The following is a 21,905-nucleotide window of genomic DNA, read 5'->3' on the forward strand; positions in this document are numbered from 1 at the left end:
GACCACAGGAGAATGACGCACATGAGCACCCCGACCATCGACCTCAACGCCGACCTCGGCGAGGGCTTCGGCCGCTGGCGCCTGACCGACGACGACGAGCTGCTGTCCGTCGTCACCAGCGCCAACGTGGCCTGCGGCTTCCACGCGGGCGACCCGGCCACCATGCGCCGGGTCTGCGAGCGCGCCGCGGAACGCGGGGTGCGGATCGGGGCGCAGGTCTCCTACCGCGATCTGGCGGGCTTCGGCCGGCGCGCCATGGACGTGCCGGCCGCCGAGCTCGCGGCCGAAGTGGCGTACCAGATCGGCGCTCTGGAGGTCTTCGCGCGGGCGGCGGGCACGCGCGTGGCGTACGTCAAACCGCACGGCGCCCTCTACAACCGCGTGGTGCACGACGAGGACCAGGCGGGCGCGGTCATCGAGGGGGTCCTCCTCGCGGATGAGGCGATGCCCCTCCTGGGGCTGCCCGGTTCACGGCTCCTGGAGGCGGCGCAAGAGGCCGGGCTCCCGGTCGTCACCGAAGCGTTCGCGGACCGCGCCTACACCGACGAGGGCACCCTCGTCCCGCGCGGCGAGGAGGGTGCGGTGATCACGGACGCGGACGCGGTCGTCGAGCGCTCGCTCGGCATGGCCGGGGCCGGCGCCGTCACCTCGCTCTCCGGGCGCGAGATCGCGGTCCGCGCGCGGTCGCTGTGCCTGCACGGCGACACCCCGGGGGCCGCGGACCTGGCCCGGCGCGTCCGCTCGCGGCTGGAGTCGGCGGGCGTGCGCGTGGCGGCCTTCGCGTGAGGGCCCTGCCGGTGGGCGAGCACGCCTTGCTGGTCGAACTGGCCGACGGGACCGAGGCCCAGGCCCTCCACGCCGAGCTGCTGCGCCGGAGGGCCACGGGCGCCCTCCGGGTGCGGGAGATCGTGCCCGCGGCCCGCACGGTGCTCCTGGACGGCCTGGAGGAACCCGCGCGCCTCCGGGCCGAGCTGCCCCGCTGGGAGGTCCCGCCGCTGCCGCCGCGCGAGGGCGCCGTCCTGGAGATCCCGGTGCGCTACGACGGCCCCGACCTGGCCGACGTGGCGGCGCTCTGGGGAGTGGACGTGCCCGAGGTGGCGCGCATCCACTCGGCGGCCGAGTTCCGCGTCGCCTTCTGCGGGTTCGCGCCCGGCTTCGGCTATCTGACGGGCCTCGCCGAACGCTACGAAGTGCCCCGCCGGGCCACGCCCCGCACCACCGTCCCGCGCGGCAGCGTCGCGCTCGCCGGGCCCTATACGGGCGTCTACCCGCGCGCCTCGCCCGGCGGCTGGCAGCTCATCGGCTCGACGGACGTCGTGCTGTGGGACCATGCGCGCGTGCCCGCGGCCCTGCTCTCCCCCGGCGTGCGCGTCCGCTTCGTCGCGGCCGGCGCACCGGAGGCCCCATGACCGACCGTGCCTTCTGCGTCGTGCGGCCCGGGGCCCTGACCACCGTGCAGGACCTGGGACGCCCCGGCCACGCCCACCTCGGGGTGCCCCGCTCGGGGGCCCTCGACCCGGCCACGGCGCGCCTGCTGAACCGGCTGGTGGGCAACGGCCCCGACGCGGCCGTCCTGGAGACCACCCTGGACGGCTGCGCCGTACGCCCCCGCCGCCCGGTGACGGTCGCGGTGGGCGGCGCCCCCTGCCCGGTGACCGTGGACGGCCGCCCCGCCCCGTGGGGAGCGCCGCTGCGGGTGCCGGCGGGAGCGCTCCTCGATGTCGGGCCCGTCGTCTCCGGAGTGCGCTGCTACGTCGCGTTCGACGGCGGCGTGGCCGTCGACGCGGTGCTGGGCAGCCGCTCGACGGATCTGCTCTCCGGGCTCGGTCCGCCGCCGCTCGCGACGGGCGCCGTCCTGCCGCTCGGCGACCCGAGCGGCCCGCACGCACGCGTGGACGCCGTTCCGCAGTCCTCGCCGCCCGCAGAACTGGTGCTGGGGGTGACGCTCGGGCCACGGGCTGACTGGTTCACCCCGGCGGCCCTGCGCACGCTGGCCACGCGCGCGTACCGCGTGTCGTCGGCGAGCAACCGCATCGGGCTGCGGACGGAGGGGCCCGCCCTGGAACGCGCCCTCGACGGCGAGCTGCCGAGCGAGGGCATGGTGCTGGGCGCCGTCCAGGTGCCGCCCGACGGCAGGCCGGTGGTCTTCCTCGCCGACCACCCCACCACCGGGGGCTACCCGGTGGTCGCGGTCGTCCGCGAGGCGGACCTCGCGGCGGCCGCCCAGGCGCCGCCGGGGACGCCGGTGCGCTTCGTCCGCGTCGGCCGCCGCTGAGCCATGGGAGCCGCGGGCCCCTGCGCTCCCGCTACACCGCGGGGGCGTCGGGCCCGATGCGGCTCCGGACGGCGGTCTGCACCTCGTCCTCCTCTGCGGGGTCGGCCGCGAGCCTGCGGAGGCGGTTGACGACGCGGGCGTCGCCGGTCTCGGCGTGCCGGGCGGCGACCTCGCGGGTGGACTCCTCGCAGTCCCAGAGGCACTCGACGGCGAATCCGACGGCGAAGGAGGGATCGGTGGCGGCGAGCGCGCGGGCGGCGCGGCCGCGGAGCTGGGACGAGGCGGTCTCGCGGTAGACGTGGCGCAGCACGGGGGCCGCGCAGGCGATGCCGAGGCGTCCCGCGCCGTCGACGAGGCTCCACAGCGTCGGCGCGTCGGGGCCCTCACCCCTGACGGCCTCGCGCAGCGCGGCGAGGACCGGCTTGCTGTCCTGTGCGCCGCCCCGGCAGGCGAGCACGCGCCCGGCGGCGGCCCCGAGGGCGTCGGGGCGGTAGGCCCAGCGCCGGGCGCGCTCGACGGCGGCGGTGCTCCGCATCCGTTCGAAGGCCTCCAGGGCGGCGTCTGCCACGGCCCGTGACGGGCTCTCCACGGCGTGCTCGATGAGGTCGAGGACGGCGGGGTCCTGGGCGTCGGCCAGATAGCGCAGGGCGGTGCCGCGGGCCCCGTCGGAGCCGTCGCGGGCGGCCTCGATGATCTGGGGCCGGTCCTCGGGCCCGGCGACGGCGGACAGGCAGCGGGCGGCCGGCACGTGCAGCACGGCGCCGCGGTCGAGTCCCTCCTGGGCCCAGTCGAGGACGGCCTGGACGCTCCAGCCGGGGCGGGGCCCCGACGGGCGCATCTGGCGCTGCCATCGGTCGAAGGAGCCCTGCTCCCGCGCGGCCCGCACGCGGGCGCCGATCTCGGGGCGCGGGTCCTCCTCCCAGAGCCGCCAGGGGCGCGGTTCGTAGGCGTCGCGGACGGCGGCGGCCAGCTCGGCCCCGCCCTCGGCGTCGGCGGGGAACCTGGCGAGCACGGGCGCGGCGAGGGCGCGCAGGTGCGCGTCGTCGTCCCGCAGGGCGAGTTCGTCGAGGGCCCAGGCCCAGTTCGCCCCGCTTCGCGCGTAGTCGCGCAGGAGCTTCAGGGCGTCGTGGCGGCCGTAGGAGGCGAGGTGGCCGAGGACCGCGAGGGCGAGCCCGGTCCGTGAGTCCTCGGTGTCCAGGACGTCCTCGGAGTCGAAGAGGTGCCGCTCGATCTCGCCGAGCCCGCCGTTCAGGTCGAGGTAGAGCCGGGCGTAGTACAGCGAACGGTTCTCCACCTGCCAGTCGTGGCGTGGATCGTTCAGCACGCAGTGGTCGAGGGCGGCCAGCGCCTCGTGCCGGGGTGCCGTGAGGGCGTGCAGGGTGCCGTCGCCGCGGCCCCGCTGCAGCAGGCCGAGCAGCGTACCGCTGGGCGCTATGACCGGATCGAACATGGGAAACAGCCTCACATCAAGCGTCGACGCAACCGGGAATCACGCATTACCTGGCCGCACGCCAACACGTCGGGCCGCCCGCCGTCTCTTGCTTGTCGAAGACCATCTTCCTCTGCCTCTCATCAGTGGCCCCGCGGGTCCCGGACGGAGGTCCGGGGGCGGGCCGCTCACGGCCCACGCGGTGCGGCAGAACCTGCCCCGCCGTCGCGTCCGTGAATCACGTCGTCATGATGACCCGGCGGTAGTGCCCGCCGCGACCACATTTCCAGCGCCCCCGTCGTTGCTGGTCGCGTACCCGCTCAGGCGGCCCCGAACAGCTCGATCAGCTCGGTCTTCGCGAACATCCTGGCCGTGTCGATCGCCGACGGCGTGCCCGCGGCGGGATCGGCGCCGCCGTCGAGGAGCGCGCGGATCACCTCGTTCTCGCCCTTGAAGACGGCTCCGGCGAGCGGGGTCTGCCCCCGGTCGTTGGCGCGGTTGGCGTCGCCGCCGCGCTCCAGGAGGGCCCGGACGGCCTCGGCGTGCCCGTGGTAGGCGGCGAGCATCACCAGGGAGTCGCCGCTGTCGTTCGTGAGGTTCGCCGGGACACCGGCGTCGACGTATGCCGCGAGCGCCGCGGTGTCGCCCTGGCGGGCCAGATCGAAGATCTTGGTCGCCAGCTCCACGACCTCGGGGTCATGGGCTTCGCTCATGGGGGCGTCCGCCTTTCTGGGTGCGCTGCGTGTGCAGCCGTACGAGTGAATCGACAGGGTACTGCCCTGACGGGCGCATGGCGCGGCCCGGCCGTGACGGAGGTCCGCGCAGCTGCCATCACCGCCCTGACCTGCCCACGAGTGGCCCTGGAGCCCTCCGCCATTCGAGGGAAATCATACCGATTTCACCCTTTTGCACCTTTTGTCGTATGGATACATGCTGTGAGCCTGGAACACCTCATGGTGACTGTCCCGCGAACCAGGAGAACCCTCATGATCCTGTCCATCTCAGGTGTCGTGCTGCTCGGAATCATCGTCTTCCTCTTCTTCCGCAAGGACGGACTCAAGGCCTCCCACGCCCTCGTCTGCGCCCTCTTCGGCTTCTACCTCGCGGGCACCGCCCTCGCACCGAGCATCAAGGCGAGCGGCGCGAGCCTGGCGAGCCTTCTCGGCGGGATCAAGTTCTGACCTCCCCGCCGCCTCCCGTACGCACCTCCAGGAGACAGACGTGGCCAGGCGCCCACTCCCCCGCATTCTGAGCAACGGCACCGCGTCCCTCGCGCGGAGCCGGGAGCTGGCACGGTCGGCCGCCGACAGCGCCACCGACGTCCTCCACCCCCTCATCACGATCACCCGCGGACTGCGCCGCCTCGCGGGGGCCGGGCGGCGCAAGTGGACCGAGACGCCCAAGGACAGGCGCGGGCCCCTGCTGTTCATGGCCGCGTCCGTGGTCCTCGTGGTGGCGCTCGTGCCCTACGGGGGCATGCTGGCCCTCGTCTGCCTGATGGGAGCGGCGGCCTGGGCGGGCCGCGAGCGCGCCGAGCCCGTCCCCGAGGGCCCCGACGAGGCGCAGGCGCAGCGGCTGCGGACCTTCTACGAAGCGCTCGTGCCCTACTTCTCGGTCCCCGAGGACCCCGCCCCGCTCTACGCCCACGGCGGCGACTGGGAGGCGGCCCTCACCTCCTACGCCTTCGACGACACCGGCCGCGTCTCCTGCCTCCGGGTGAGTTACCCCGCGTACTTCGCCGACGGCGACCTGGAGTCCCGCGCGCGCGTGGAGGCGTTGCTGCACGCGAAGGCGGGCCGCGGTCGGGAGTACCACTTCGCGTGGGACGAGGAGGCCAACGAACTGACCGTCACCGTGCTGGCGCCCCTGCCCACCGACATCGCGGCCCAGCCCTTCGTCACCGGCCCCGGCGAGACGGTCCTCGGCTTCACCGACGAGACCGGCGTGCAGCGCACCCTGCCGGTGACCGTCGGCGACGACACGCGCGACGCGCCGCCCGTCGTGTGGCGCACCGGCGTCCGGTCCACCGAGCCCCACCTGCTGATCGCGGGCCGGCCGGGCAGCGGCACCACGACGCTGCTGCGCTCCATTGCCCTCCAGGCGCTCCGGCACGGCGACGTCCTGATCGTCGAGGGCGGCGGCACCGGCGACTACGCGTGCCTGGCGGGCCGCGACGGGGTGCTCGCCATCGAGTGCGGCCTCGCGGGGGCGCGGGCGAGCCTCGAATGGGCGGCGCACGAGACCGAGCGCAGGCTCATCGCCGCCAACCGCGCCCGACAGACGGGCCACTCCCAGCCCGAGGACGTCAAGCGCCCCCTGTGGCTGCTCGTCGACCGGCCGAGCGCGCTCGGCCACCTGGCCGCCGCCGACGGCCGCGGGGACCCCCAGTCGCTGCTGGACGTCCCGCTGCGGCACGGCAGGGCGGCCAACGTGACGGTGGTGGTGGCCGACCAGCTCGACTGCCTCGACGCCCTGAGCGACGCCGTACGGCAGCACACACGCGCGCGTGTCGTGCTCGGGCCAGCCGTCCCGTACCAGCTCGCGGAAGTCCTCGGCACGCCGCCGCACACGACCCCCACCCAGGACGTCCCGCCGGGCCGGGGCTACGCGCGGCTCGGCACGGGGCCGGTGCACCGCCTCCAGGTGCCCGCGACGCCCGATCCCTACGACGACGCCACCAGCGAGGCGCACCGCCGTGCGGTCATGGACCTGCTGCCGCCGCGGAGCGGCCCGACGGGGAGCGCGCCCGCGGCGAGGACCGCCGACCCGACCGAGCAGCCGGCCGCCGCGGAGGGCTGAGCCCCGGCGGTGTTCAGGCCACGAAGGGGTGCGTGACCTCGGCGCCCGCGCCGGCCCCCGTCTCCACCAGGCGGGCCGCCGCGGCGAGCCGCACCGCGGCCTCGTCGGCCACCGCGCCGCCCACGGTGAACGGCAGCCGTACGTACCCCTCGAAGGCGCCGTCGACCCCGAAGCGCGGCCCCGACGGCACCCGTACGCCGACGCGCTCGCCGACCTCGGCGAGGCGGGACCCGGAGAGCCCCCCGGTGCGCACCCAGAGCGTCAGGCCGCCGCGCGGCACCTCGAACTCCCAGTCGGGCAGCTCGCGGCGGACGGCGGCGACCAGCGCGTCTCGGTTCTCCCTGGCCTGGTCCCTGCGCAGGTCGACGGCGGCCTGCCAGCCGCCGGTGTTCAGGAGCCAGTTCACGGCGAGCTGTTCGAGCACCGGGGTGCCGAGGTCGGCGTAGGCGCGGGCGGCGACGAGGCTGCGGATCACGTCGGGGGCGGCCCGCACCCAGCCGATGCGCATGCCCGCCCAGAACGCCTTGCTCGCCGAGCCGACCGTGATGACCGTCGAGCCCGCCGGGTCGAACCCGCAGACGGGGCGCGGCGGCTCCAGGTCCGTGTCGAGCCCCAGTTCGCTCATCGTCTCGTCGACGACGAGGACCGTGCCCGCCGAGCGCGCGGCGTCGACGAGCTGCCTGCGCTTGTCCTCGTCGGCGAGCGCGCCGGTGGGATTGTGGAAGTCGGCGACGACATAGGCGAGCCGGGGCGCGGCGTCGCGCAGGACCTGCCGCCAGCGGTCCATGTCCCAGCCCGTGAGCCCCTCGGCCATGGCCACGGGCACGAGCCGCGCCCCGGCCTCGCGCATCAGCTGGAGGATGTTGGCGTACGAGGGGGACTCGACGGCGATGCGTTCGCCGCGCCCCGCGAAGAGGTGGCAGATGGCGTCGATGGCGCCCATCGCTCCCGTGGTCACCATGATCTGCTCGGGCATGGTAGGGATGCCGCGCGCGGTGTAGCGCTCGGCGAGCATCTCGCGCAGCGCGGGCAGCCCGGCGGGGTAGTCGCCGTGGGTGTGCGCGTACGGCGGCAGCGCTTCGAGGGCGCCCTGCACGGAGCGGGTGAGCCAGGGCTCGGGCGCGGGCAGGGCGGCGCAGCCCAGGTCGATCATGGAGCCGAGCGCCTCGGGCGGCAGCGGTTCGAGGCCGCGCGCGGGCAGGGGGTTGCCCGCGGGGACGGCCGTCCAGCTCCCGGCTCCCCTGCGGGATTCGAGGAACCCCTCGGTGCGCAGCGCCTCGTAGGCGGCGGCGACGGTGGTGCGGCTGACGGCGAGCGCCACGGCGAGCTCCCGCTCGGCGGGCAGGCGGGCGGCGACCGGGACGCGGCCTTCGAGGACGAGCAGCCGGATGCCGTCGGCCAGGGCCCGGTAGGCGGGCGGCCTGCGCGTGCCCGTGCCGCTCGGCCTGGACTGCTGGGACGCGAGGAGTCTGGCGAGCTGGGTCGAGCCCATCGCCGAGGTCCACTGAGCCATGATGACCGGTCCACCTTCCCCGAATTGGCCATGGTTTTGGCCTGCTTCCACGCCACAGAGTGTCATGTGTCGACCCAACAGCACTACAGGGGGAGCCTTTCCTTGTCCGGTACGAAGCCCGGCGCGCAGCCCGGCGCCAAGCCTGGTTCGAAGCCCGCTACGGCGCCGCATCCGCGGTCGCTCCTTCCCCGACGGCTGGTCCAGCTCTACGGAGGTCTCGCCCTGTACGGCGTGAGTTCCGGACTGATGATCGAGGCGGGCTTCGGCCCCGAGCCGTGGAACGTCCTCAACCAGGGCCTGTCCGAGCTGACCGGCCGCTCCATCGGCGTCGTGTCGATCGTGGTGGGCGCCGCCGTGCTCCTGCTGTGGATACCGCTGCGCCAGCGGCCGGGCCTCGGCACGGTGTCGAACGTCATCGTCTGCGGCCTGGCCATGGACGCCGTCCTCGCGCTGCTGCCGGACACCCGCACGCTCGCCGTCCGCGTCCCCCTGCTGGCCGCCGGCATCCTCCTCAACGGAGTGGCGACCGGGCTCTACATCTCCGCCGCCTTCGGTCCGGGACCGAGGGACGGCCTCATGACGGGTCTGCACGCGCGTACCGGGCGTTCGGTGCGGCTGATCAGGACCTCGATCGAGGTGACGGTCGTCGCCACCGGGTTCGCGCTGGGCGGCACCGTCGGCGTCGGCACGGTCCTCTACGCCCTGTCGATCGGCCCGCTCGCCCAGTACTTCCTGCGCCTGTTCGCCCTGCCCTCGCGGGACGCCGGACACGTGGCGGCCACAGGCGGTCTCGCGGAGCGGGCGATACTGCAGCCGTGACCTCGCGCGTACGCCATCCTTACCTCGATCATCCGGGCCCTCTCGCCCTCGCCCACCGCGGGGGCGCCGCGGACGGCCTGGAGAACACCGCCGCCGCCTTCCGGCGGGCGGTCGGGCTCGGCTACCGCTACATCGAGACGGACGTGCACGCCACGTCCGACGGCCGCCTCGTGGCCTTTCACGACGCGACGCTCGACCGCGTGACGGACGCGGCGGGGCGCATCGTCGACCTCCCCTGGAGCGAGGTGCGCCACGCGCGCGTGGCCGGCCGCGAACCGGTGCCCCTCTTCGAGGACCTGCTCGTGGAGTTCCCCGAGGTGCGCTGGAACGTCGACATGAAGGCGGAGTCCGCGCTCCTGCCCCTCCTCGACCTGCTCGACCGCACCGGCTGCTGGGACCGCGTCTGCGTCGGCTCGTTCTCCGAGACCCGGGTGGCCAGGGCGCGGCGCGTCGCGGGCCCGCGCCTCGCCACCTCCCTCGGCACCCGGGGCGTGGCGGCGCTGCGCCTGCTCTCGTACGGCGTGCCCGCCGCCCCGCGCCGTTCCGCGGTCTGCGCGCAGGTGCCCGAGACCCACGCCGGCGTCCGCGTGGTCGACCGCCGCTTCGTCCGGGCGGCCCACGCGCGCGGGCTCCAGGTGCACGTGTGGACGGTGAACGACGCCGACAGGATGACCGCCCTTCTCGACCTGGGGGTGGATGGCGTAGTTTCCGATCACATCGAGACGCTGCGCGAGGTGCTGAAGGACCGGGGGACCTGGGTCTGACCGCCGCAAGGGCGGCGCGCCACGGGGAACGACGAGGTCACGGGTGAGCACCGACAGCGTGCGGGAGACGGCTGCCGAGAGCGCCGGACGGCGCCGCGAGCAGCAGGGCTGGTACGTGTACGACTGGGCGTGCTCGGTGTACTCCACGAGCGTCCTGACCGTGTTCCTCGGGCCCTATCTGACGGAGATCGCGAAGGCCGCCGCGGACACCGAGGGCCACGTCCATCCGCTGGGCATCCCGGTCAGCGCCGGATCGTTCTTCGCGTACACCGTCTCCGCGTCCGTGCTCCTCTCGGTCTTCGTGATGCCGATGGCGGCCGCGTCCGCCGACCGCTCGGGCCGCAAGAAGCCCCTCCTCGCGGTGGCCGCCTATCTGGGCGCCGCCGCGACGACGGGCATGTTCTTCCTGGACGGCGACCGCTACCTCCTGGGCGGCTTCCTGCTGATCGTCGCCAACGCCTCGCTCGCGGTCTCGATGGTCCTCTACAACTCCTACCTGCCGCAGATCTCCCTCCCCCACGAACGGGACGCGGTCTCCTCGCGCGGCTGGGCCTTCGGCTACGCCTCGGGCGCGCTCGTCCTGGTGGCGGACCTGGTGCTGTTCCTGGCCCACGACAGCTTCGGCGTCTCGGAGGGCACGGCGGTCCGCATCTGCCTGGCCACAGCCGGCGTGTGGTGGGGCGCCTTCGCCCTCGTCCCCCTGAAGCGGCTGCGGGACCGGCGGGTGACGCCCGCGGGGGCCGCCGCGCGCGGAGGGCTGCGGCAGCTGGTGTCGACGGTGCGGGACATGCGCCGCCATCCGCACACGCTGGCGTTCCTGCTGGCGTACCTGGTCTACAACGACGGCGTGCAGACGGTGATCTCGCAGGCGTCCGTCTACGGCTCGGAGGAGCTGGGGCTCGGCCAGTCCACGCTGATCGTGGCGGTCCTGCTCGTGCAGGTGCTCGCCGTCGGCGGGGCGCTCGGCATGGGCAGGCTCGCGCGCACCCACGGGGCCAAGAAGACCATCCTCGGCTCGCTGCTCGCCTGGACGGCGACGATCGGGGCCGGGTACTTCCTGCCGGCGGGCGCGCCCGTCTGGTTCTTCGTCCTGGCCGCCGGCATCGGCCTCGTGCTCGGCGGCACCCAGGCGCTCTCCCGCGCGCTGTTCTCGCACCTCGTCCCGCGCGGCAAGGAGGCCGAGTACTACTCGGCGTACGAGATCAGCGACCGCGGCATGGCCTGGCTGGGGCCCCTGATCTTCGGGCTCACCTACCAGCTCACGGGCAGCTACCGGGACGCCATCGTCTCCCTCGTGGTCTTCTTCCTGCTGGGTTTCGCCCTGCTCGCGAGGGTGCCGGTGCGGCGTGCGGTGCGCGACGCGGGAAATCCCGTACCCGAGCGGATTTAGCAACTGGGGCCAAAGGCCGGTAGTGTACGCGTTTGGCCTGCCAGGCGGACCGTTACTGCGAGCTGAAGTGTCAAGAACGCTGGGTGACATCTCCTGCCAGATGTGACAAACCGGGCGCTGGTGGGTACAACAAGGGGCGGCATACGACGGCGACGCATGACCCTGAACGGGAATCTTTACCGCCGACCGGACGTTGACCGGATGACGACGACAGCGACACCTGTCCTGTGGGCGACAAGCCCGGGAGGCACGATTCATGAGTGAGCGAGCTCTTCGCGGCACGCGCCTCGTGGTGACAAGCTACGAGACCGACCGCGGCATCGACCTGGCTCCACGCCAGGCCGTGGAGTACGCATGCCAGAACGGACATCGTTTCGAGATGCCGTTCTCGGTCGAGGCGGAGATCCCGCCGGAGTGGGAGTGCAAGGTCTGCGGGGCCCAGGCACTCCTGGTGGACGGCGACGGACCTGAGGAGAAGAAGGGCAAGCCGGCGCGTACGCACTGGGACATGCTCATGGAGCGGCGTACTCGAGAAGAACTCGAGGAGGTCCTGGAGGAGCGCCTGGCGGTTCTCCGGTCCGGCGCCATGAACATCGCGGTGCATCCGCGGGACAGCCGCAAGTCCGCCTGACAACGGACCCGGCGCACAACCGCACCACGCATCAAGCGCATCAAAGAGGGCCGGGGCCACTGCTCAGCAGTGGCCCCGGCCCTCTTTCGCGTGCCGCCGCTCCGGGCTCCGCCCCTCCCGGCGTCAGCGCGGGAGGCTCGGGTCGTCCGGGCGCGGGCCGCGGGGCGGCTCGTCCTCCCTGATGACCTCGCCGGGGACGACCTTGCCGTCGGGGCGGTGCATCCGGGCCTGCTGGAAGGCGTCCCCGAAGCCGCCGGGCGTCGCCTCGCGGACCTTGCGCTCGAGCGTGCGCTCCGCGTACCGCCCCAGCGCCTTCTGGACCGGCGGCACGAGCAGGATCAGCCCCAGGGCGTCCGAGATCAGCCCCGGCAGGATGATCAGCAGGCCGCCCAGCATCGTCAGGGCGCCGCCACCGCTCTGGCGCTCCTCGGCGGGCGTGATGCCGCTCTGCTGCTGTTGCACGGCCTCCTGGAGCTTGCGGAACGCCCTGCGCCCCGCCCGCTTGATCACGGCGGAGCCGAGCAGCAGGCCGCCCACCAGGAGCAGGAAGACCACGAGCCCGCTCGTGGCGCCCGCCACGACCGTGAGCAGCCAGATCTCCAGGACCAGCCACGCGGCGACGCCGAGCGGCAGATACCTCAGCGGTCCCGAGCGGCGGCGGGACCCGGCGGGGCGGAGGGGAGGCGGTGCGCCATTCGTCATGCTCCCAGTGTGCCTGGCCCCGCCTCAGACCGGGATAAGGGGGATGATCATCAAGCGCCCGCCCGGGTCGGGAACGGGGCTGCTGTGACGGCTCAGGGCTCCTTGCGGCCGATGACCCGGCCCACGCGCTCGCCGACGCCCCAGGCGGTGACCCGCCACAGCGCCTCGACCACGATGTTCTGGCTCATCTTGCTGTCGCCGAGCTCCCGCTCGACGAAGGTGATGGGCACCTCCACGACGTGGTACCCCGCCTTGACCGCGCGGCGCGCCAGGTCGACCTGGAAGCAGTAGCCCTGCGACTCGACCTCGCCGAGGCCGAGGCCTTCGAGGGTCTCGCGCCGGAAGGCGCGGTAGCCGCCGGTCACGTCGCGGATGGGCACGTCGAGCAGGAGGCGCGAGTACGTGCTGCCGCCCCGCGAGATGAACTCGCGGTGCTTGGGCCAGTTGACCACCCGGCCGCCGGGCACCCAGCGCGAGCCGAGCACGAGGTCGGCGCCCTTGAGCGCGGTCAGCAGCCGCGGCAGCTCCTCGGGCTGGTGGGAGCCGTCGGCGTCCATCTCGATGAGGACGCCGTAGTCGTTCTCCAGGCCCCAGCGGAAGCCCGCCAGATAGGCGGCGCCGAGCCCTTCCTTGCCCTTGCGGTGCAGCACGTGCACCTGCTCGTCGTCGGCCGCGAGCTCATCGGCGATCTTGCCGGTGCCGTCGGGGCTGTTGTCGTCGGCCACCAGGACGTGCGCGTCCGGGACCGCGGCCCGCACCCGGCCGACGATGGACTTGATGTTCTCCGCCTCGTCGTAGGTCGGAATGATCACCAAGGCCGTGCCGAGCGAGCCGAACTGCCTCCCCTGGTCCCCCGCTTCGGAGACCCGACCGCCGTCGTTCACTACTGCCCCTTCGTTCGTACGCAGAGGACCACCATAGTGGCCGCGGCCTGCGCCGCAGCGTCGGCACGGGGTCGGGGTGGGCAGGACGTGCGGATCAGGGCCCGGCGCCCTTCGGGCCGGCCTGGGACCCGCTGGCTGCGGATCGACCGAGAGCCGTTGTCTACTGAGCGTCCGGGCCCCACCCGAGTTCCACCTGCCGGCCGGCTGATGCGTTCCCTCTTCTCCGCGTCGCGGGCGCTGGACCTGGCTCCCGGTGGTGGTGCGCCGGTGCGGCACACCGCCCGTGACCCAGCGGCGTTCGACGACCGCGTGGAGGTTCGCCGGTCGGACGTCCTGTGGTGGACCCGGCCGAACCTACCGGCCCGCGACGGCTTCCTGTCAATAGCCCCGTGAACTGCGGTGTCCTTTGGGGCCGCCAGGTCAGCGCCCGGGATTCCCCGGCAGTACGCAGCCGCGCGGGGCCGTGAGCGGCGCCGCGCACCGCCGTGACATCACTCTTGTGGCCGCACGTAGACCTGCCGTCCGGCCACCACCGTGCGCAGGCAGACGGGGAGTTCGGCCCCCGGCGACAGGTCGGGAAGGCCGGGCGTGCCCGAGCGCGGGTCGGTCGACCAGCGGGCGACGCGGTCGTCCGGGGCCTGGACCACCAAATCGGAGGTGCGCCACACGGCGTAGTCCGCGGGCGCGCCGGGCACGAGGACGCCCGCGTCGTCGCGGCCGACCGCCCGCCAGCCGCCCCGCGTATGGGCGGTGAACGCGGCCCGCGCCGAGACGCGGTGCTCGGGCGTGCGGTGGAAGGCGGCGGCGCGGACCGTGCCCCAGGGGTCGAGGGGTGTGACCGGGCTGTCGGAGCCGAAGGCCAGGGGCACGCCCGCGCGCAGCAGGGCCGCGAACGGGTTGAGGGTGCGCGCGCGCTCGGCCCCGAGGCGCTGGGCGTACATGCCGTCGTCGCCGCCCCACAGGGCGTCGAAGGCGGGCTGCACGGACGCGGTGAGGCCGAACTCGGCGAAGGCGGCGACCGTCTCCGGCGTGAGCATCTCGGCGTGCTCCACGCGGTGCCTGGCGGCCCGCACGCGGGCCGGGCCGAGCTTCTCGGCGGCCCGGCGCATGCCGTCGGCCACGGCGCTCACGGCGGCGTCCCCGATGGCGTGGAAGCCCGCCTGGAGCCCCGCCTCGGTGCACGCCACGACGTGGGCCGCGACGGCGGCGGCGTCCAAGTGGGCCGTGCCGGTGTGGTCGCCGTCCGCGTAGGGCTGGTGCAGGCAGGCGGTGTGCGAGCCCAGGGCGCCGTCCACGAAGAGATCGCCCGCGGCGCCCGCCGCGCCCAGCTCGCGCGCGCGTGCCACGCCTTCGGGGCCCTGTTCGGCCCAGTAGCCGATCACGCGCGGCCCCGCCTCGTCGGCGGCGAGCCGCAGCAGCCCGGTGAAGTCGTCCTCGTCGGAGATCTCGGGCCCGCCGCACTCGTGGACGGAGCCGATGCCGAGAGAGGCGGCGTGCCGCAGGGCGACGCGCTGGGCCTCCGTGCGCTGGGCCGGGGTGACGGCGGCGAGGGCCGCGGCCCGCACCCCGTGGTGGGCGTCGTCGGTCAGCGGGGCGTCCGGGTGGAAGCCGGTCCGCGCGGTGACGCCGGGCACCAGGTCGAGCAGGGCGGTGGTGGCGACGGCCGAGTGGACGTCGATGCGGGAGAGGTAGAGCGGCCGACCGCCGGCGGCCTCGTCGAGCTCCGTGCGCGTGGGCGGACGGCCGCCGGGCCAGCGGGCGGCGTCCCAGCCATGGCCGAGCAGCACCTCGTCGTGCGGCCTCGCGGCGGCGTGTTCGCGTACGAGAACGAGTGCCTCGGCCAGGGAACGGGCCCCGGAGAGGTCGAGTCCCGTCAGCGCGATGCCGGTGGCCGTGGTGTGCACGTGGGCGTCCGTGAACGCCGGGGTGACCAGGGCGCCTTCGAGGTCGACCACCTCGTCGACGCCACTCGCGAAGGCGTCCGCCGCGCCCTCGGAGCCGACCCAGGCGACATGCCCGCGTTCGACGACCATCGCGGTGGCGAACGGATCGGCGGGGCTGTGGACGTCGCCGCCGCGCAGCAGCACGGTGCGGTGCTCCTGGGGGGCGTCGGGGTCCCGCGGGTCGGCCCCGGGGGCGATGCTCTCACTCATGGGTCCAGTCTCGCCCCTGCGTGCGGGCGCCCGACGCCGGGGTGGCCCACCGGGCGTGCCGGGGTCAGAGCTGCGGCGGGCGGGCCTCGTAGGGCGTGGAGAGCACGACGGTGGTGCGCGTGGAGACGCCGGCGAGCGCGCGCAACCTGCTGAGCAGGTGCTCCAGCTCCAGCGGGGTGGCGACCCGCACCTTGAGGATGTAGTTCTCGTCGCCCGCGACGCTGTGGCAGGCCTCGATCTCCGGGACGCCCGCGAGGCGTTCGGCGATGTCGTCGGGGGCGCTGGGGTCGAACGGCTTCACCGAGATGAAGGCGGTCAGGGGCAGCCCGACGGCCTCGGGGTCGACGACCGCGGCATAGCCGCGGATCACGCCCCGCTGCTCCAGGCGGCGTACCCGCTGGTGCACGGCCGACGTGGACAGGCCCGTGGCCTTGCCCAGGTCGGTGTAGCTCATCCGCCCGTCCTTGACGAGCAGCTGCACGATCTGTCGGTCCAGCTCCTCCATGCCGTGAACCTACAGGGCCCGTGATCCCCCCGGATACCCGAGCGGCACGAGGCGCGTGCGTGACGCGCGTACGCCCCTGTTCCCCGGGTGGCCACCGGGACGCCTCCTGCCAGGCAACTCCCCCCGGCATGTGACGAAGGACACACCCCTTCGACCGTGTCCCGAGAGATGTCACGATTACCCCTACGACGGGACGGGAAGTGCTTGCTGTGGTCGAGGCCGCGGCGCCTTGTCGGCCCACCCAAGGGGGAGAGTCCCATGCAGAATCTGAAGCGTCCCGCCCGTGCTGCCCGCGCGAAGCAGCAGCCGGTCGCAGAGCCCGAGCCGGAGGGTGTCGAACCGGCTGACGCCCTTCTCGACGCGTACGACACCTTCGAGATGTACCGCGTGAACTGCCCCGACTGCGGGCAGCCGATCGCGCTCCTGGCCGACGAGGACGTCCTGCCGGAGCACGCGCTGTGCCCCACTCCGTGGAACCCGTTCGGGCTCACGGTCTGCGCGGGCACCGGACGCGCGGCGACCGACGCGAAGCCCGCCGACGAGACGATGGAGGCTCAGGAGCAGGACACCGCCCTGCTGTTGACGCTCCCCCAGGGACTCGACTGGCGGACGCAGCCCTTCTCGCACGTGGGCGGCCCCGGTTCGCGCCCCTTCCGCGTGCCGCGGCAGGACCGGCCCGCGGCCTGAGCCGCCGGGCGCGGCCCGCCACCGGCGTGCCCGACCAGCGCCACGGCCTCCGGGCCGCCGCGGCGCGGTCGGGCACGCCGCCACCACCCGCACACCCCCTGAACTGACGCCCGATTCCGGGAAGCGGTGACTTCGGGGGCGCGGCGGGCGTTGGCCCGGCATGACCTCTACGGACAGTGGTCCGACGCACGTCCCCACCGGCCACCGGCGACGGACCCTGGTGATGGTGCCCGCCTCCGCAGAATCGGTTACCCGAGGGACGCGGCGGACTTCGCAGGCTCCGCAGGCCGAACTGCCGCAGCAGCAGCGGCAGTCCCGCCCGTCACGGCAGCCCCAGCAGACGTACCGGGCCATGTACCCGCAGGCGCAGCACATCGCCTACCAGCCACCCCCGGTCGTGCCGCAGCCGCCACAGCCGCACCTCCAGGACCCGCCGATCTACCGCGCCCTGATCCGGATCTGGGCCGACCGCGACCGGACCCTGCCGGGGCGCCACGACCCGGAGTGGTGCATGCTCACGGCGCCGCGCGAGGCGTTCAGCGGGAGTCGGGACCCGCGAGGTGACGCGCGATGACCATGCGCTGGATCTGATTGGTGCCCTCGACGATCTGGAGCACCTTCGCCTCGCGCATGAAACGCTCGACGGGGAAGTCCGCGGTGTAGCCGTACCCGCCGAGGACCTGCACGGCGTCGGTCGTCACCTTCATCGCGGCGTCCGTGCAGAGCAGCTTCGCCATCGCCGCCTGCTTGGAGAACGGCCGGCCCGCGTCACGCAGCCGCGCCGCGGACAGATAGAGCGCGCGGCCCGCCTCGATCTGCGTCGCCATGTCCGCGAGCATGAAGCGGAGCCCCTGGAAGTCCGCGATGGGCCGGCCGAACTGCCGCCGCTCCGTGGCGTACGCGAGCGCCTCGTCGAGCGCCGCCTGGGCCACGCCGATCGCGCAGGCCGCGATGCCGAGCCGCCCCGACTCCAGCGCGGAGAGCGCGATGGCGAAGCCCTGGCCCTCGTCGCCGATCCGCCGGGAATCGGGCACGCGTACGCCGTCGAAGTGGATCTGGGCGGTGGGCGAGCCCTTCATGCCCATCTTCTTCTCGGGCGCGGCGGCGGACAGGCCCTCGGCGTCGCCCGGCACCAGGAAGGCCGTGACGCCGCGGGCGCCCTCGCCGCCGGTGCGGGCGAGGACGGTGTAGAAGTCGGCGACGCCGCCGTGCGTGATCCAGGCCTTGGTGCCGGTGATCACCCAGTCGTCGCCCTCGCGCACGGCCTTGGTGCGCAGCGAGGCGGCGTCGGAGCCCGACGAGGGCTCGGAGAGGCAGTAGGCGCCGAGCAGGCCGCCGCCGAGCATGTCGGGCAGGTGCGCGGCCCGCTGCTCCTTGGTGCCGTACCCGGCCAGCGCGTGGCAGGACAGGGAGTGGACGCTGACGCCGAGGCCGACCGTCAGGCGGGCCGCGGCGAGTTCTTCGAGCACCTGGAGGTAGACCTCGTAGGGCTGATCGCCGCCGCCGAACTCGGACGCGTAGGGCAGGCCGAGCAGGCCCGCGTCGGAGAGCAGCGTGAAGAGGTCGCGCGGGAAGTGCCCGGCGTCCTCCTCTTCGGCCGCCTTCGGTGCGATCTCGCGCCGGACGATGTCCCGGACGAGCGAGAGCAGATCCCTGGCCTCGTCCGTGGGCAGCTGACGTTCCACCGGCTGCAAGGCGTGGTCGGGCATGTCGCTCTCCTCCCTGTGGGGCTACGACGGACGCCCGCGCAGGGTGAGGCGGCGCCGCCGAGAAACGATGCCGAGCCAGGGTCTCCTTCCGGGTCACGGAAGCGGCTGACCAGCGGCTGTGGCGCGTTGAGTATGCCCGATCGGCGGCAGCCAGTCACTAGTTAACGACCGCTTACTCGAAAGATGATGCGAGATCGCCGCCAAGGCCGCCGAAGACGCCGCATTGGTACGCACCATTGACCGCACTGGTCTAGTCCTCCTACTGTTCCCCCGAACGTTTCACCGCGTTCATGCCAAGCGTGGGAGTCATGCCGAGCGGGTCCTCCCACGCCTGGCGCGGTACAGGTCCACAGCACCACATCCCCCTTCCCCTTCGCAGGGTCCTCCCTCCCCCCACGAGGAGACACGATGCTCAGACCGCACACCTCCCGCACCGGCTTCCGGGCCCTCGTCGCCACCGCCTGTTCCGCCGTCCTCGGCGCGGGCCTGCTCGCCGGCGCGGGCACCGCGTCCGCCGGGCAGAGCGCCGCCCCGGAGCAGAAGGCCGCCGCCGGCTCCAAGGTCGTCGGCTACTTCACCGAGTGGGGCGTCTACGACCGGAACTACCACGTCAAGAACATCGAGACGTCCGGTTCCGCGGCCAAACTGACGCACATCAACTACTCCTTCGGCAACGTCCAGGGCGGCAAGTGCGCGATGGGCGACGCCTACGCGGCCACCGACAAGGCCTACACCGCCGCCCAGTCGGTGGACGGCGTCGCCGACACCTGGGACCAGCCCCTGCGCGGCAACTTCAACCAGCTCCGCAAGCTGAAGAAGAAGCACCCGGACCTCAAGGTGCTCTGGTCGTTCGGCGGCTGGACCTGGTCGGGCGGGTTCACCGAGGCCGCGAAGAACCCCGAGGCGTTCGCCAAGTCCTGCTACGACCTGGTCGAGAACTCCAAGTGGGCCGATGTCTTCGACGGCATCGACATCGACTGGGAGTACCCGAACGCCTGCGGCCTGACGTGCGACACCAGCGGGCGCGACGCGTACAAGAAGCTGATGTCCGCGGTCCGTTCGAAGTTCGGCGGCGGCAACCTCGTGACCGCGGCGATCCCGGCCGACGCCTCGGCCGGCGGCAAGCTCGACGCCGCCGACTACGCGGGCGCCGCCCAGTACGTCGACTGGTACAACCCCATGACGTACGACTACTTCGGCGCCTGGGACGCGAAGGGGCCGACCGCGCCGCACTCGCCGCTCACCTCCTACAGCGGCATACCGAAGGACGGCTACAACTCCGACGCCACCATCAAGAAGCTCAAGGGCCTCGGCATCCCCGCGAACAAGCTGCTGCTCGGCATCGGCTTCTACGGCCGCGGCTGGACGGGCGTCACGCAGAAGGCGCCCGGCGGCACCGCGACGGGCCCGGCGGCGGGCAAGTACGAGCAGGGCATCGACGACTACAAGGTGCTCAAGACCAAGTGCCCGGCCAACGGCACGGTCGGCGGGACCGCGTACGCCCACTGCGGCAACAACTGGTGGAGCTACGACACCCCGGCGACCATCGCGGGGAAGATGACCTACAAGAACCAGCAGGGCCTCGGCGGCACGTTCTTCTGGGAGCTCAGCGGCGACACGGCCGACGGTGAGCTGATCAAGGCCATCAACTGACCCGGTAGGCGGACGCACCAGGGGGCGGGAGCCGGACAGCGGCTGCCGCCCCTTCGGCGTTCACCCGGTCAGCGCCCCGCGCACGCCGCGACGCGCGGCGTGGCACCGGTCACAGCAGGCCGGCCTGCGTGACGAGCATCGCGAGGACGACGACGAGCGCCCAGCCCGCGAGGTGTTCCAGCAGCTTCGGTCCGTCTTCCTTGGGGCCGCCGGTACGGGCCTGGACGCGCACGGCGGTGGCAGAGGTCGCGGTCATGTTCTCTCACTGACGTTCGACTGGCTTCCCCCCACGGGACCCCTCCACCTTGCCAGCCGCCGCGCCCGTTGTGGGAGAGAGCTTGGTCACCCCACAACTGCGGGCGTCCGCCGCGCGTCTAAGACGGGACACGACGCGTCCCGGACGAGAGACGAGACACCGCGCGCGACCGGGGCGGCATCCGACCGAGAGGTTCCCGATGAACACCTGCCGGACGTCCCACCGCACAGCACGGCTCGCCCTCGCGGCGGCGATCACCGTGACGGCCGCCCTCACCGCCCCCGTCGCCCGGGCCGCCGTGACCGCCGACACCCCCGTCCAGAAGCCCGCGCCGGGCGCGCCCGGCCTCGGCGACCCGCTGTTCCCGCTGGACGGGAACGGCGGCTACCGCGTGGACCGCTACTACCTGGACTTCGACTGGCAGGCGCCGAAGACGCCGTTCGAGGCGGCGACCACCATCCGCGCGACCTCCACCCAGGCGCTCTCGCGCTTCAACCTGGACTTCGCGGGCAACACCCTGCACGCCGTGACGGTGAACGGCGCGAAGGCGGACGCCGCACGGGACGGCGACGAGCTGACCGTGACGCCGAGGTCCCCGATCGCCGACGGCGCCTCCTTCACCGTCAAGGTCACCTACACCGCCGACCCGACGCAGACCCGGCACCGCGACGACGCCATCGAGGACTACGGCTGGATACCCACCCCCGACGGCACGGTCGTCTACCCGCAGCCCAACGGCTCCCGGCTGATCTTCCCCGGCAACGACCACCCCGGTCAGCGCGCGCCGATCACCTTCCGCATCACCACGCCCGGCGACCGCACGGCCGTCGCCAACGGCAGGCTGGTCTCGCGCACCCGGGTCCCCGGCGACCGGCTGCGCTGGACGTACGACTCCGAGCAGCCGCTCTCCACGCAGCTCGTCCAGCTCGCCGTGGGCACGTTCGAGCTGGTCGAGAGCGAGGGACCCGGTGGTCTCCCGCTGCGGGACGTCGTGCCCGAGTCCCTCGTCGAGCCGACCGCCGCGTACCGCGCGCTCACGCCCGACCATCTGAAGTGGCTGGAGGAGCGGCTCGGCCCCTACCCCTTCCACCGCTACGGCATCCTGGTCGGCGACACCGACCTCGGCGTGGCCCTGGAGACGCAGACGCTCTCGCTCGTCCCCAAGGCCGACCTGCTCGGCGGCAAGGTCGACGCCGAGCGGAACATGGTGCACGAGCTGGCCCACCAGTGGTTCGGCGACAGCGTGGCCCTCAAGAGCTGGTCCGACCTCTGGGTGAGCGAGGGGCACGCCCGGTTCTACGAGCGGCTGTACTCCGAGGCTCACGGCGGGGACAGCTTCGAGGCCGCGATGAAGACGGCCTACGCGGCGCACGACCAGTGGCGCAAGGACTTCGGCGCCCCCGCCGAGCCGACCGAGCCCAACCTCTTCAAGCGCATGCGGTACGACGGCTCCGCGCTCGTCCTGTACGCGCTGCGCGAGAAGGTGGGCGAGGCCGCGTTCCAGAAGATCGAGCGCGCCTGGGTGAGCGGCTACCAGGGCCGCGCGGCGGGCACACGGCAGTTCATCGCCCTGGCGTCGAAGGTCGCGGGCGAGGACCTCGAAGGCTTCCTCCGCCCGTGGCTGTACGGCTCGAAGACGCCGCCGATGCCGGGGCGCCCCGACTGGGTGGTCGACCCGGTGACGTGACGCAGGGGCCGGGGGCGCCGGGGGTGCGGACGTGGACGGCCCGCATCCC

Annotated in this window: 22 protein-coding genes; 13 read left to right on the top strand and 9 right to left on the bottom strand. The window is 73.5% G+C overall.

Annotated elements, in window-relative coordinates; genetic code table 11:
- Nucleotides 1–21 precede the first annotated feature (21 nt).
- Genes DCW30_RS19645 through DCW30_RS19655 form a run of 3 tightly spaced genes read left to right on the top strand, consistent with a single transcriptional unit; the run spans nucleotide 22 to nucleotide 2,275 of the window.
- Nucleotides 22–786: a LamB/YcsF family protein gene (locus tag DCW30_RS19645; protein ID WP_076687171.1), complete on the top strand. Its 765-nt coding sequence runs from the start codon at nucleotides 22–24 to the stop codon at nucleotides 784–786.
- Entirely contained in the window at nucleotides 783–1,409 is a 627-nt protein-coding gene (locus DCW30_RS19650) for a 5-oxoprolinase subunit B family protein (RefSeq protein ID WP_076687170.1), read from the top strand. The genes DCW30_RS19645 and DCW30_RS19650 overlap by 4 nt, the downstream gene beginning before the upstream one ends.
- Nucleotides 1,406–2,275 (top strand): 5-oxoprolinase subunit C family protein, encoded by an 870-nt coding sequence (locus DCW30_RS19655; RefSeq protein ID WP_076687169.1) that lies wholly within the window; start codon nucleotides 1,406–1,408, stop codon nucleotides 2,273–2,275. The genes DCW30_RS19650 and DCW30_RS19655 overlap by 4 nt, the downstream gene beginning before the upstream one ends.
- A 31-nt stretch (nucleotides 2,276–2,306) precedes the next feature.
- Here DCW30_RS19655 and DCW30_RS19660 read toward each other — a convergent pair whose 3' ends face one another.
- Together DCW30_RS19660 and DCW30_RS19665 are read right to left on the bottom strand one after the other, a co-directional pair.
- A complete protein-coding gene (locus DCW30_RS19660) occupies nucleotides 2,307–3,725 on the bottom strand; it encodes a HEAT repeat domain-containing protein (protein WP_076687168.1) in 1,419 nt (472 codons plus the stop codon).
- Between the two features lie 299 nt (nucleotides 3,726–4,024).
- Nucleotides 4,025–4,417, bottom strand: coding sequence for an ankyrin repeat domain-containing protein (locus DCW30_RS19665; protein WP_076687167.1), 393 nt, complete (start codon nucleotides 4,415–4,417; stop codon nucleotides 4,025–4,027).
- 273 nt (nucleotides 4,418–4,690) lie between these two features.
- On the opposite strand from DCW30_RS19665, the gene DCW30_RS19670 reads away from it, so the two are divergent.
- Both DCW30_RS19670 and DCW30_RS19675 read left to right on the top strand, forming a co-directional pair.
- Nucleotides 4,691–4,885 (top strand): hypothetical protein, encoded by a 195-nt coding sequence (locus DCW30_RS19670; RefSeq protein WP_062779671.1) that lies wholly within the window; start codon nucleotides 4,691–4,693, stop codon nucleotides 4,883–4,885.
- A gap of 40 nt (nucleotides 4,886–4,925) precedes the next feature.
- Nucleotides 4,926–6,503: an ATP-binding protein gene (locus tag DCW30_RS19675; protein WP_076687166.1), complete on the top strand. Its 1,578-nt coding sequence runs from the start codon at nucleotides 4,926–4,928 to the stop codon at nucleotides 6,501–6,503.
- Nucleotides 6,504–6,516: 13 nt separating this feature from the next.
- Here the strand turns inward: DCW30_RS19675 and DCW30_RS19680 are convergent, their stop codons facing one another.
- A complete protein-coding gene (locus DCW30_RS19680; RefSeq protein WP_076687165.1) occupies nucleotides 6,517–8,016 on the bottom strand; it encodes an SCO1417 family PLP biosynthesis transcription factor in 1,500 nt (499 codons plus the stop codon).
- A 102-nt stretch (nucleotides 8,017–8,118) separates the two neighbouring features.
- Here DCW30_RS19680 and yczE point away from each other — a divergent pair, with 102 nt between their 5' ends.
- The 4 genes from yczE (at nucleotide 8,119) to DCW30_RS19700 (ending at nucleotide 11,620) form a co-directional block, all read left to right on the top strand.
- Nucleotides 8,119–8,835 (top strand): membrane protein YczE, encoded by a 717-nt coding sequence (gene yczE, locus DCW30_RS19685; RefSeq protein ID WP_237283461.1) that lies wholly within the window; start codon nucleotides 8,119–8,121, stop codon nucleotides 8,833–8,835.
- Nucleotides 8,832–9,599 (top strand): glycerophosphodiester phosphodiesterase family protein, encoded by a 768-nt coding sequence (locus tag DCW30_RS19690; RefSeq protein ID WP_076687164.1) that lies wholly within the window; start codon nucleotides 8,832–8,834, stop codon nucleotides 9,597–9,599. The genes yczE and DCW30_RS19690 overlap by 4 nt, the downstream gene beginning before the upstream one ends.
- 43 nt (nucleotides 9,600–9,642) lie before the next feature.
- A complete protein-coding gene (locus DCW30_RS19695; RefSeq protein WP_076687163.1) occupies nucleotides 9,643–10,989 on the top strand; it encodes an MFS transporter in 1,347 nt (448 codons plus the stop codon).
- A 256-nt stretch (nucleotides 10,990–11,245) separates the two neighbouring features.
- Complete coding sequence (locus DCW30_RS19700; protein WP_030360404.1) at nucleotides 11,246–11,620, top strand: RNA polymerase-binding protein RbpA; 375 nt, start codon at nucleotides 11,246–11,248, stop codon at nucleotides 11,618–11,620.
- A gap of 123 nt (nucleotides 11,621–11,743) precedes the next feature.
- On the opposite strand, the gene fxsA is transcribed toward DCW30_RS19700, so the two are convergent.
- The 4 genes from fxsA to DCW30_RS19720 form a co-directional block, all read right to left on the bottom strand.
- The gene (fxsA, locus tag DCW30_RS19705; RefSeq protein WP_076687162.1) at nucleotides 11,744–12,322 is read right to left on the bottom strand and encodes an FxsA family membrane protein; all 579 of its coding nucleotides are present in this window, start codon (nucleotides 12,320–12,322) and stop codon (nucleotides 11,744–11,746) included.
- Nucleotides 12,323–12,414: 92 nt separating this feature from the next.
- On the bottom strand, nucleotides 12,415–13,206 hold the full coding sequence (locus DCW30_RS19710) for a polyprenol monophosphomannose synthase (protein WP_062779659.1): 792 nt from the start codon (nucleotides 13,204–13,206) through the stop codon (nucleotides 12,415–12,417).
- 491 nt (nucleotides 13,207–13,697) lie between these two features.
- Nucleotides 13,698–15,359 (bottom strand): amidohydrolase, encoded by a 1,662-nt coding sequence (locus DCW30_RS19715; RefSeq protein ID WP_076687161.1) that lies wholly within the window; start codon nucleotides 15,357–15,359, stop codon nucleotides 13,698–13,700.
- Between the two features lie 64 nt (nucleotides 15,360–15,423).
- On the bottom strand, nucleotides 15,424–15,864 hold the full coding sequence (locus DCW30_RS19720; protein WP_062779655.1) for an Lrp/AsnC family transcriptional regulator: 441 nt from the start codon (nucleotides 15,862–15,864) through the stop codon (nucleotides 15,424–15,426).
- A 258-nt stretch (nucleotides 15,865–16,122) separates the two neighbouring features.
- Between DCW30_RS19720 and DCW30_RS19725 the strand changes: the two genes are divergently transcribed.
- The gene (locus tag DCW30_RS19725) at nucleotides 16,123–16,551 is read left to right on the top strand and encodes a hypothetical protein (protein WP_062779653.1); all 429 of its coding nucleotides are present in this window, start codon (nucleotides 16,123–16,125) and stop codon (nucleotides 16,549–16,551) included.
- A 160-nt stretch (nucleotides 16,552–16,711) separates the two neighbouring features.
- Nucleotides 16,712–17,125 (top strand): hypothetical protein, encoded by a 414-nt coding sequence (locus tag DCW30_RS38250; protein WP_418347321.1) that lies wholly within the window; start codon nucleotides 16,712–16,714, stop codon nucleotides 17,123–17,125.
- Here DCW30_RS38250 and DCW30_RS19735 read toward each other — a convergent pair.
- On the bottom strand, nucleotides 17,088–18,260 hold the full coding sequence (locus tag DCW30_RS19735) for an acyl-CoA dehydrogenase family protein (protein WP_076687160.1): 1,173 nt from the start codon (nucleotides 18,258–18,260) through the stop codon (nucleotides 17,088–17,090). The two genes, DCW30_RS38250 and DCW30_RS19735, sit on opposite strands and share 38 nt — an antisense overlap.
- 408 nt (nucleotides 18,261–18,668) lie before the next feature.
- Between DCW30_RS19735 and DCW30_RS19740 the strand changes: the two genes are divergently transcribed.
- Nucleotides 18,669–19,913, top strand: coding sequence for a glycoside hydrolase family 18 protein (locus DCW30_RS19740; protein WP_062779647.1), 1,245 nt, complete (start codon nucleotides 18,669–18,671; stop codon nucleotides 19,911–19,913).
- Nucleotides 19,914–20,022: 109 nt separating this feature from the next.
- On the opposite strand, the gene DCW30_RS19745 is transcribed toward DCW30_RS19740, so the two are convergent.
- The gene (locus DCW30_RS19745; RefSeq protein ID WP_103557532.1) at nucleotides 20,023–20,169 is read right to left on the bottom strand and encodes an SCO1431 family membrane protein; all 147 of its coding nucleotides are present in this window, start codon (nucleotides 20,167–20,169) and stop codon (nucleotides 20,023–20,025) included.
- Between the two features lie 199 nt (nucleotides 20,170–20,368).
- On the opposite strand from DCW30_RS19745, the gene DCW30_RS19750 reads away from it, so the two are divergent.
- Nucleotides 20,369–21,856, top strand: coding sequence for a M1 family metallopeptidase (locus DCW30_RS19750; protein ID WP_079250194.1), 1,488 nt, complete (start codon nucleotides 20,369–20,371; stop codon nucleotides 21,854–21,856).
- Nucleotides 21,857–21,905: the final 49 nt, after the last annotated feature.

The sequence above is a fragment of the Streptomyces alfalfae genome (assembly GCF_004127445.1).
GTDB lineage: Bacteria > Actinomycetota > Actinomycetes > Streptomycetales > Streptomycetaceae > Streptomyces > Streptomyces alfalfae.

Bases quoted from the DNA above. Each gene is read 5' to 3' on its own strand.
- DCW30_RS19645 (WP_076687171.1), top strand. From the start codon at position 22: ATGAGCACCCCGACCATCGACCTCAACGCCGACCTCGGCGAGGGCTTC.
- DCW30_RS19655 (WP_076687169.1), top strand. From the start codon at position 1,406: ATGACCGACCGTGCCTTCTGCGTCGTGCGGCCCGGGGCCCTGACCACC.
- DCW30_RS19660 (WP_076687168.1), bottom strand. From the start codon at position 3,725: ATGTTCGATCCGGTCATAGCGCCCAGCGGTACGCTGCTCGGCCTGCTG.
- DCW30_RS19665 (WP_076687167.1), bottom strand. From the start codon at position 4,417: ATGAGCGAAGCCCATGACCCCGAGGTCGTGGAGCTGGCGACCAAGATC.
- DCW30_RS19670 (WP_062779671.1), top strand. From the start codon at position 4,691: ATGATCCTGTCCATCTCAGGTGTCGTGCTGCTCGGAATCATCGTCTTC.
- DCW30_RS19680 (WP_076687165.1), bottom strand. From the start codon at position 8,016: ATGGCTCAGTGGACCTCGGCGATGGGCTCGACCCAGCTCGCCAGACTC.
- DCW30_RS19700 (WP_030360404.1), top strand. From the start codon at position 11,246: ATGAGTGAGCGAGCTCTTCGCGGCACGCGCCTCGTGGTGACAAGCTAC.
- fxsA (WP_076687162.1), bottom strand. From the start codon at position 12,322: ATGACGAATGGCGCACCGCCTCCCCTCCGCCCCGCCGGGTCCCGCCGC.
- DCW30_RS19715 (WP_076687161.1), bottom strand. From the start codon at position 15,359: ATGAGTGAGAGCATCGCCCCCGGGGCCGACCCGCGGGACCCCGACGCC.
- DCW30_RS19720 (WP_062779655.1), bottom strand. From the start codon at position 15,864: ATGGAGGAGCTGGACCGACAGATCGTGCAGCTGCTCGTCAAGGACGGG.
- DCW30_RS19725 (WP_062779653.1), top strand. From the start codon at position 16,123: ATGCAGAATCTGAAGCGTCCCGCCCGTGCTGCCCGCGCGAAGCAGCAG.
- DCW30_RS38250 (WP_418347321.1), top strand. From the start codon at position 16,712: ATGACCTCTACGGACAGTGGTCCGACGCACGTCCCCACCGGCCACCGG.
- DCW30_RS19735 (WP_076687160.1), bottom strand. From the start codon at position 18,260: ATGCCCGACCACGCCTTGCAGCCGGTGGAACGTCAGCTGCCCACGGAC.
- DCW30_RS19740 (WP_062779647.1), top strand. From the start codon at position 18,669: ATGCTCAGACCGCACACCTCCCGCACCGGCTTCCGGGCCCTCGTCGCC.
- DCW30_RS19745 (WP_103557532.1), bottom strand. From the start codon at position 20,169: ATGACCGCGACCTCTGCCACCGCCGTGCGCGTCCAGGCCCGTACCGGC.
- DCW30_RS19750 (WP_079250194.1), top strand. From the start codon at position 20,369: ATGAACACCTGCCGGACGTCCCACCGCACAGCACGGCTCGCCCTCGCG.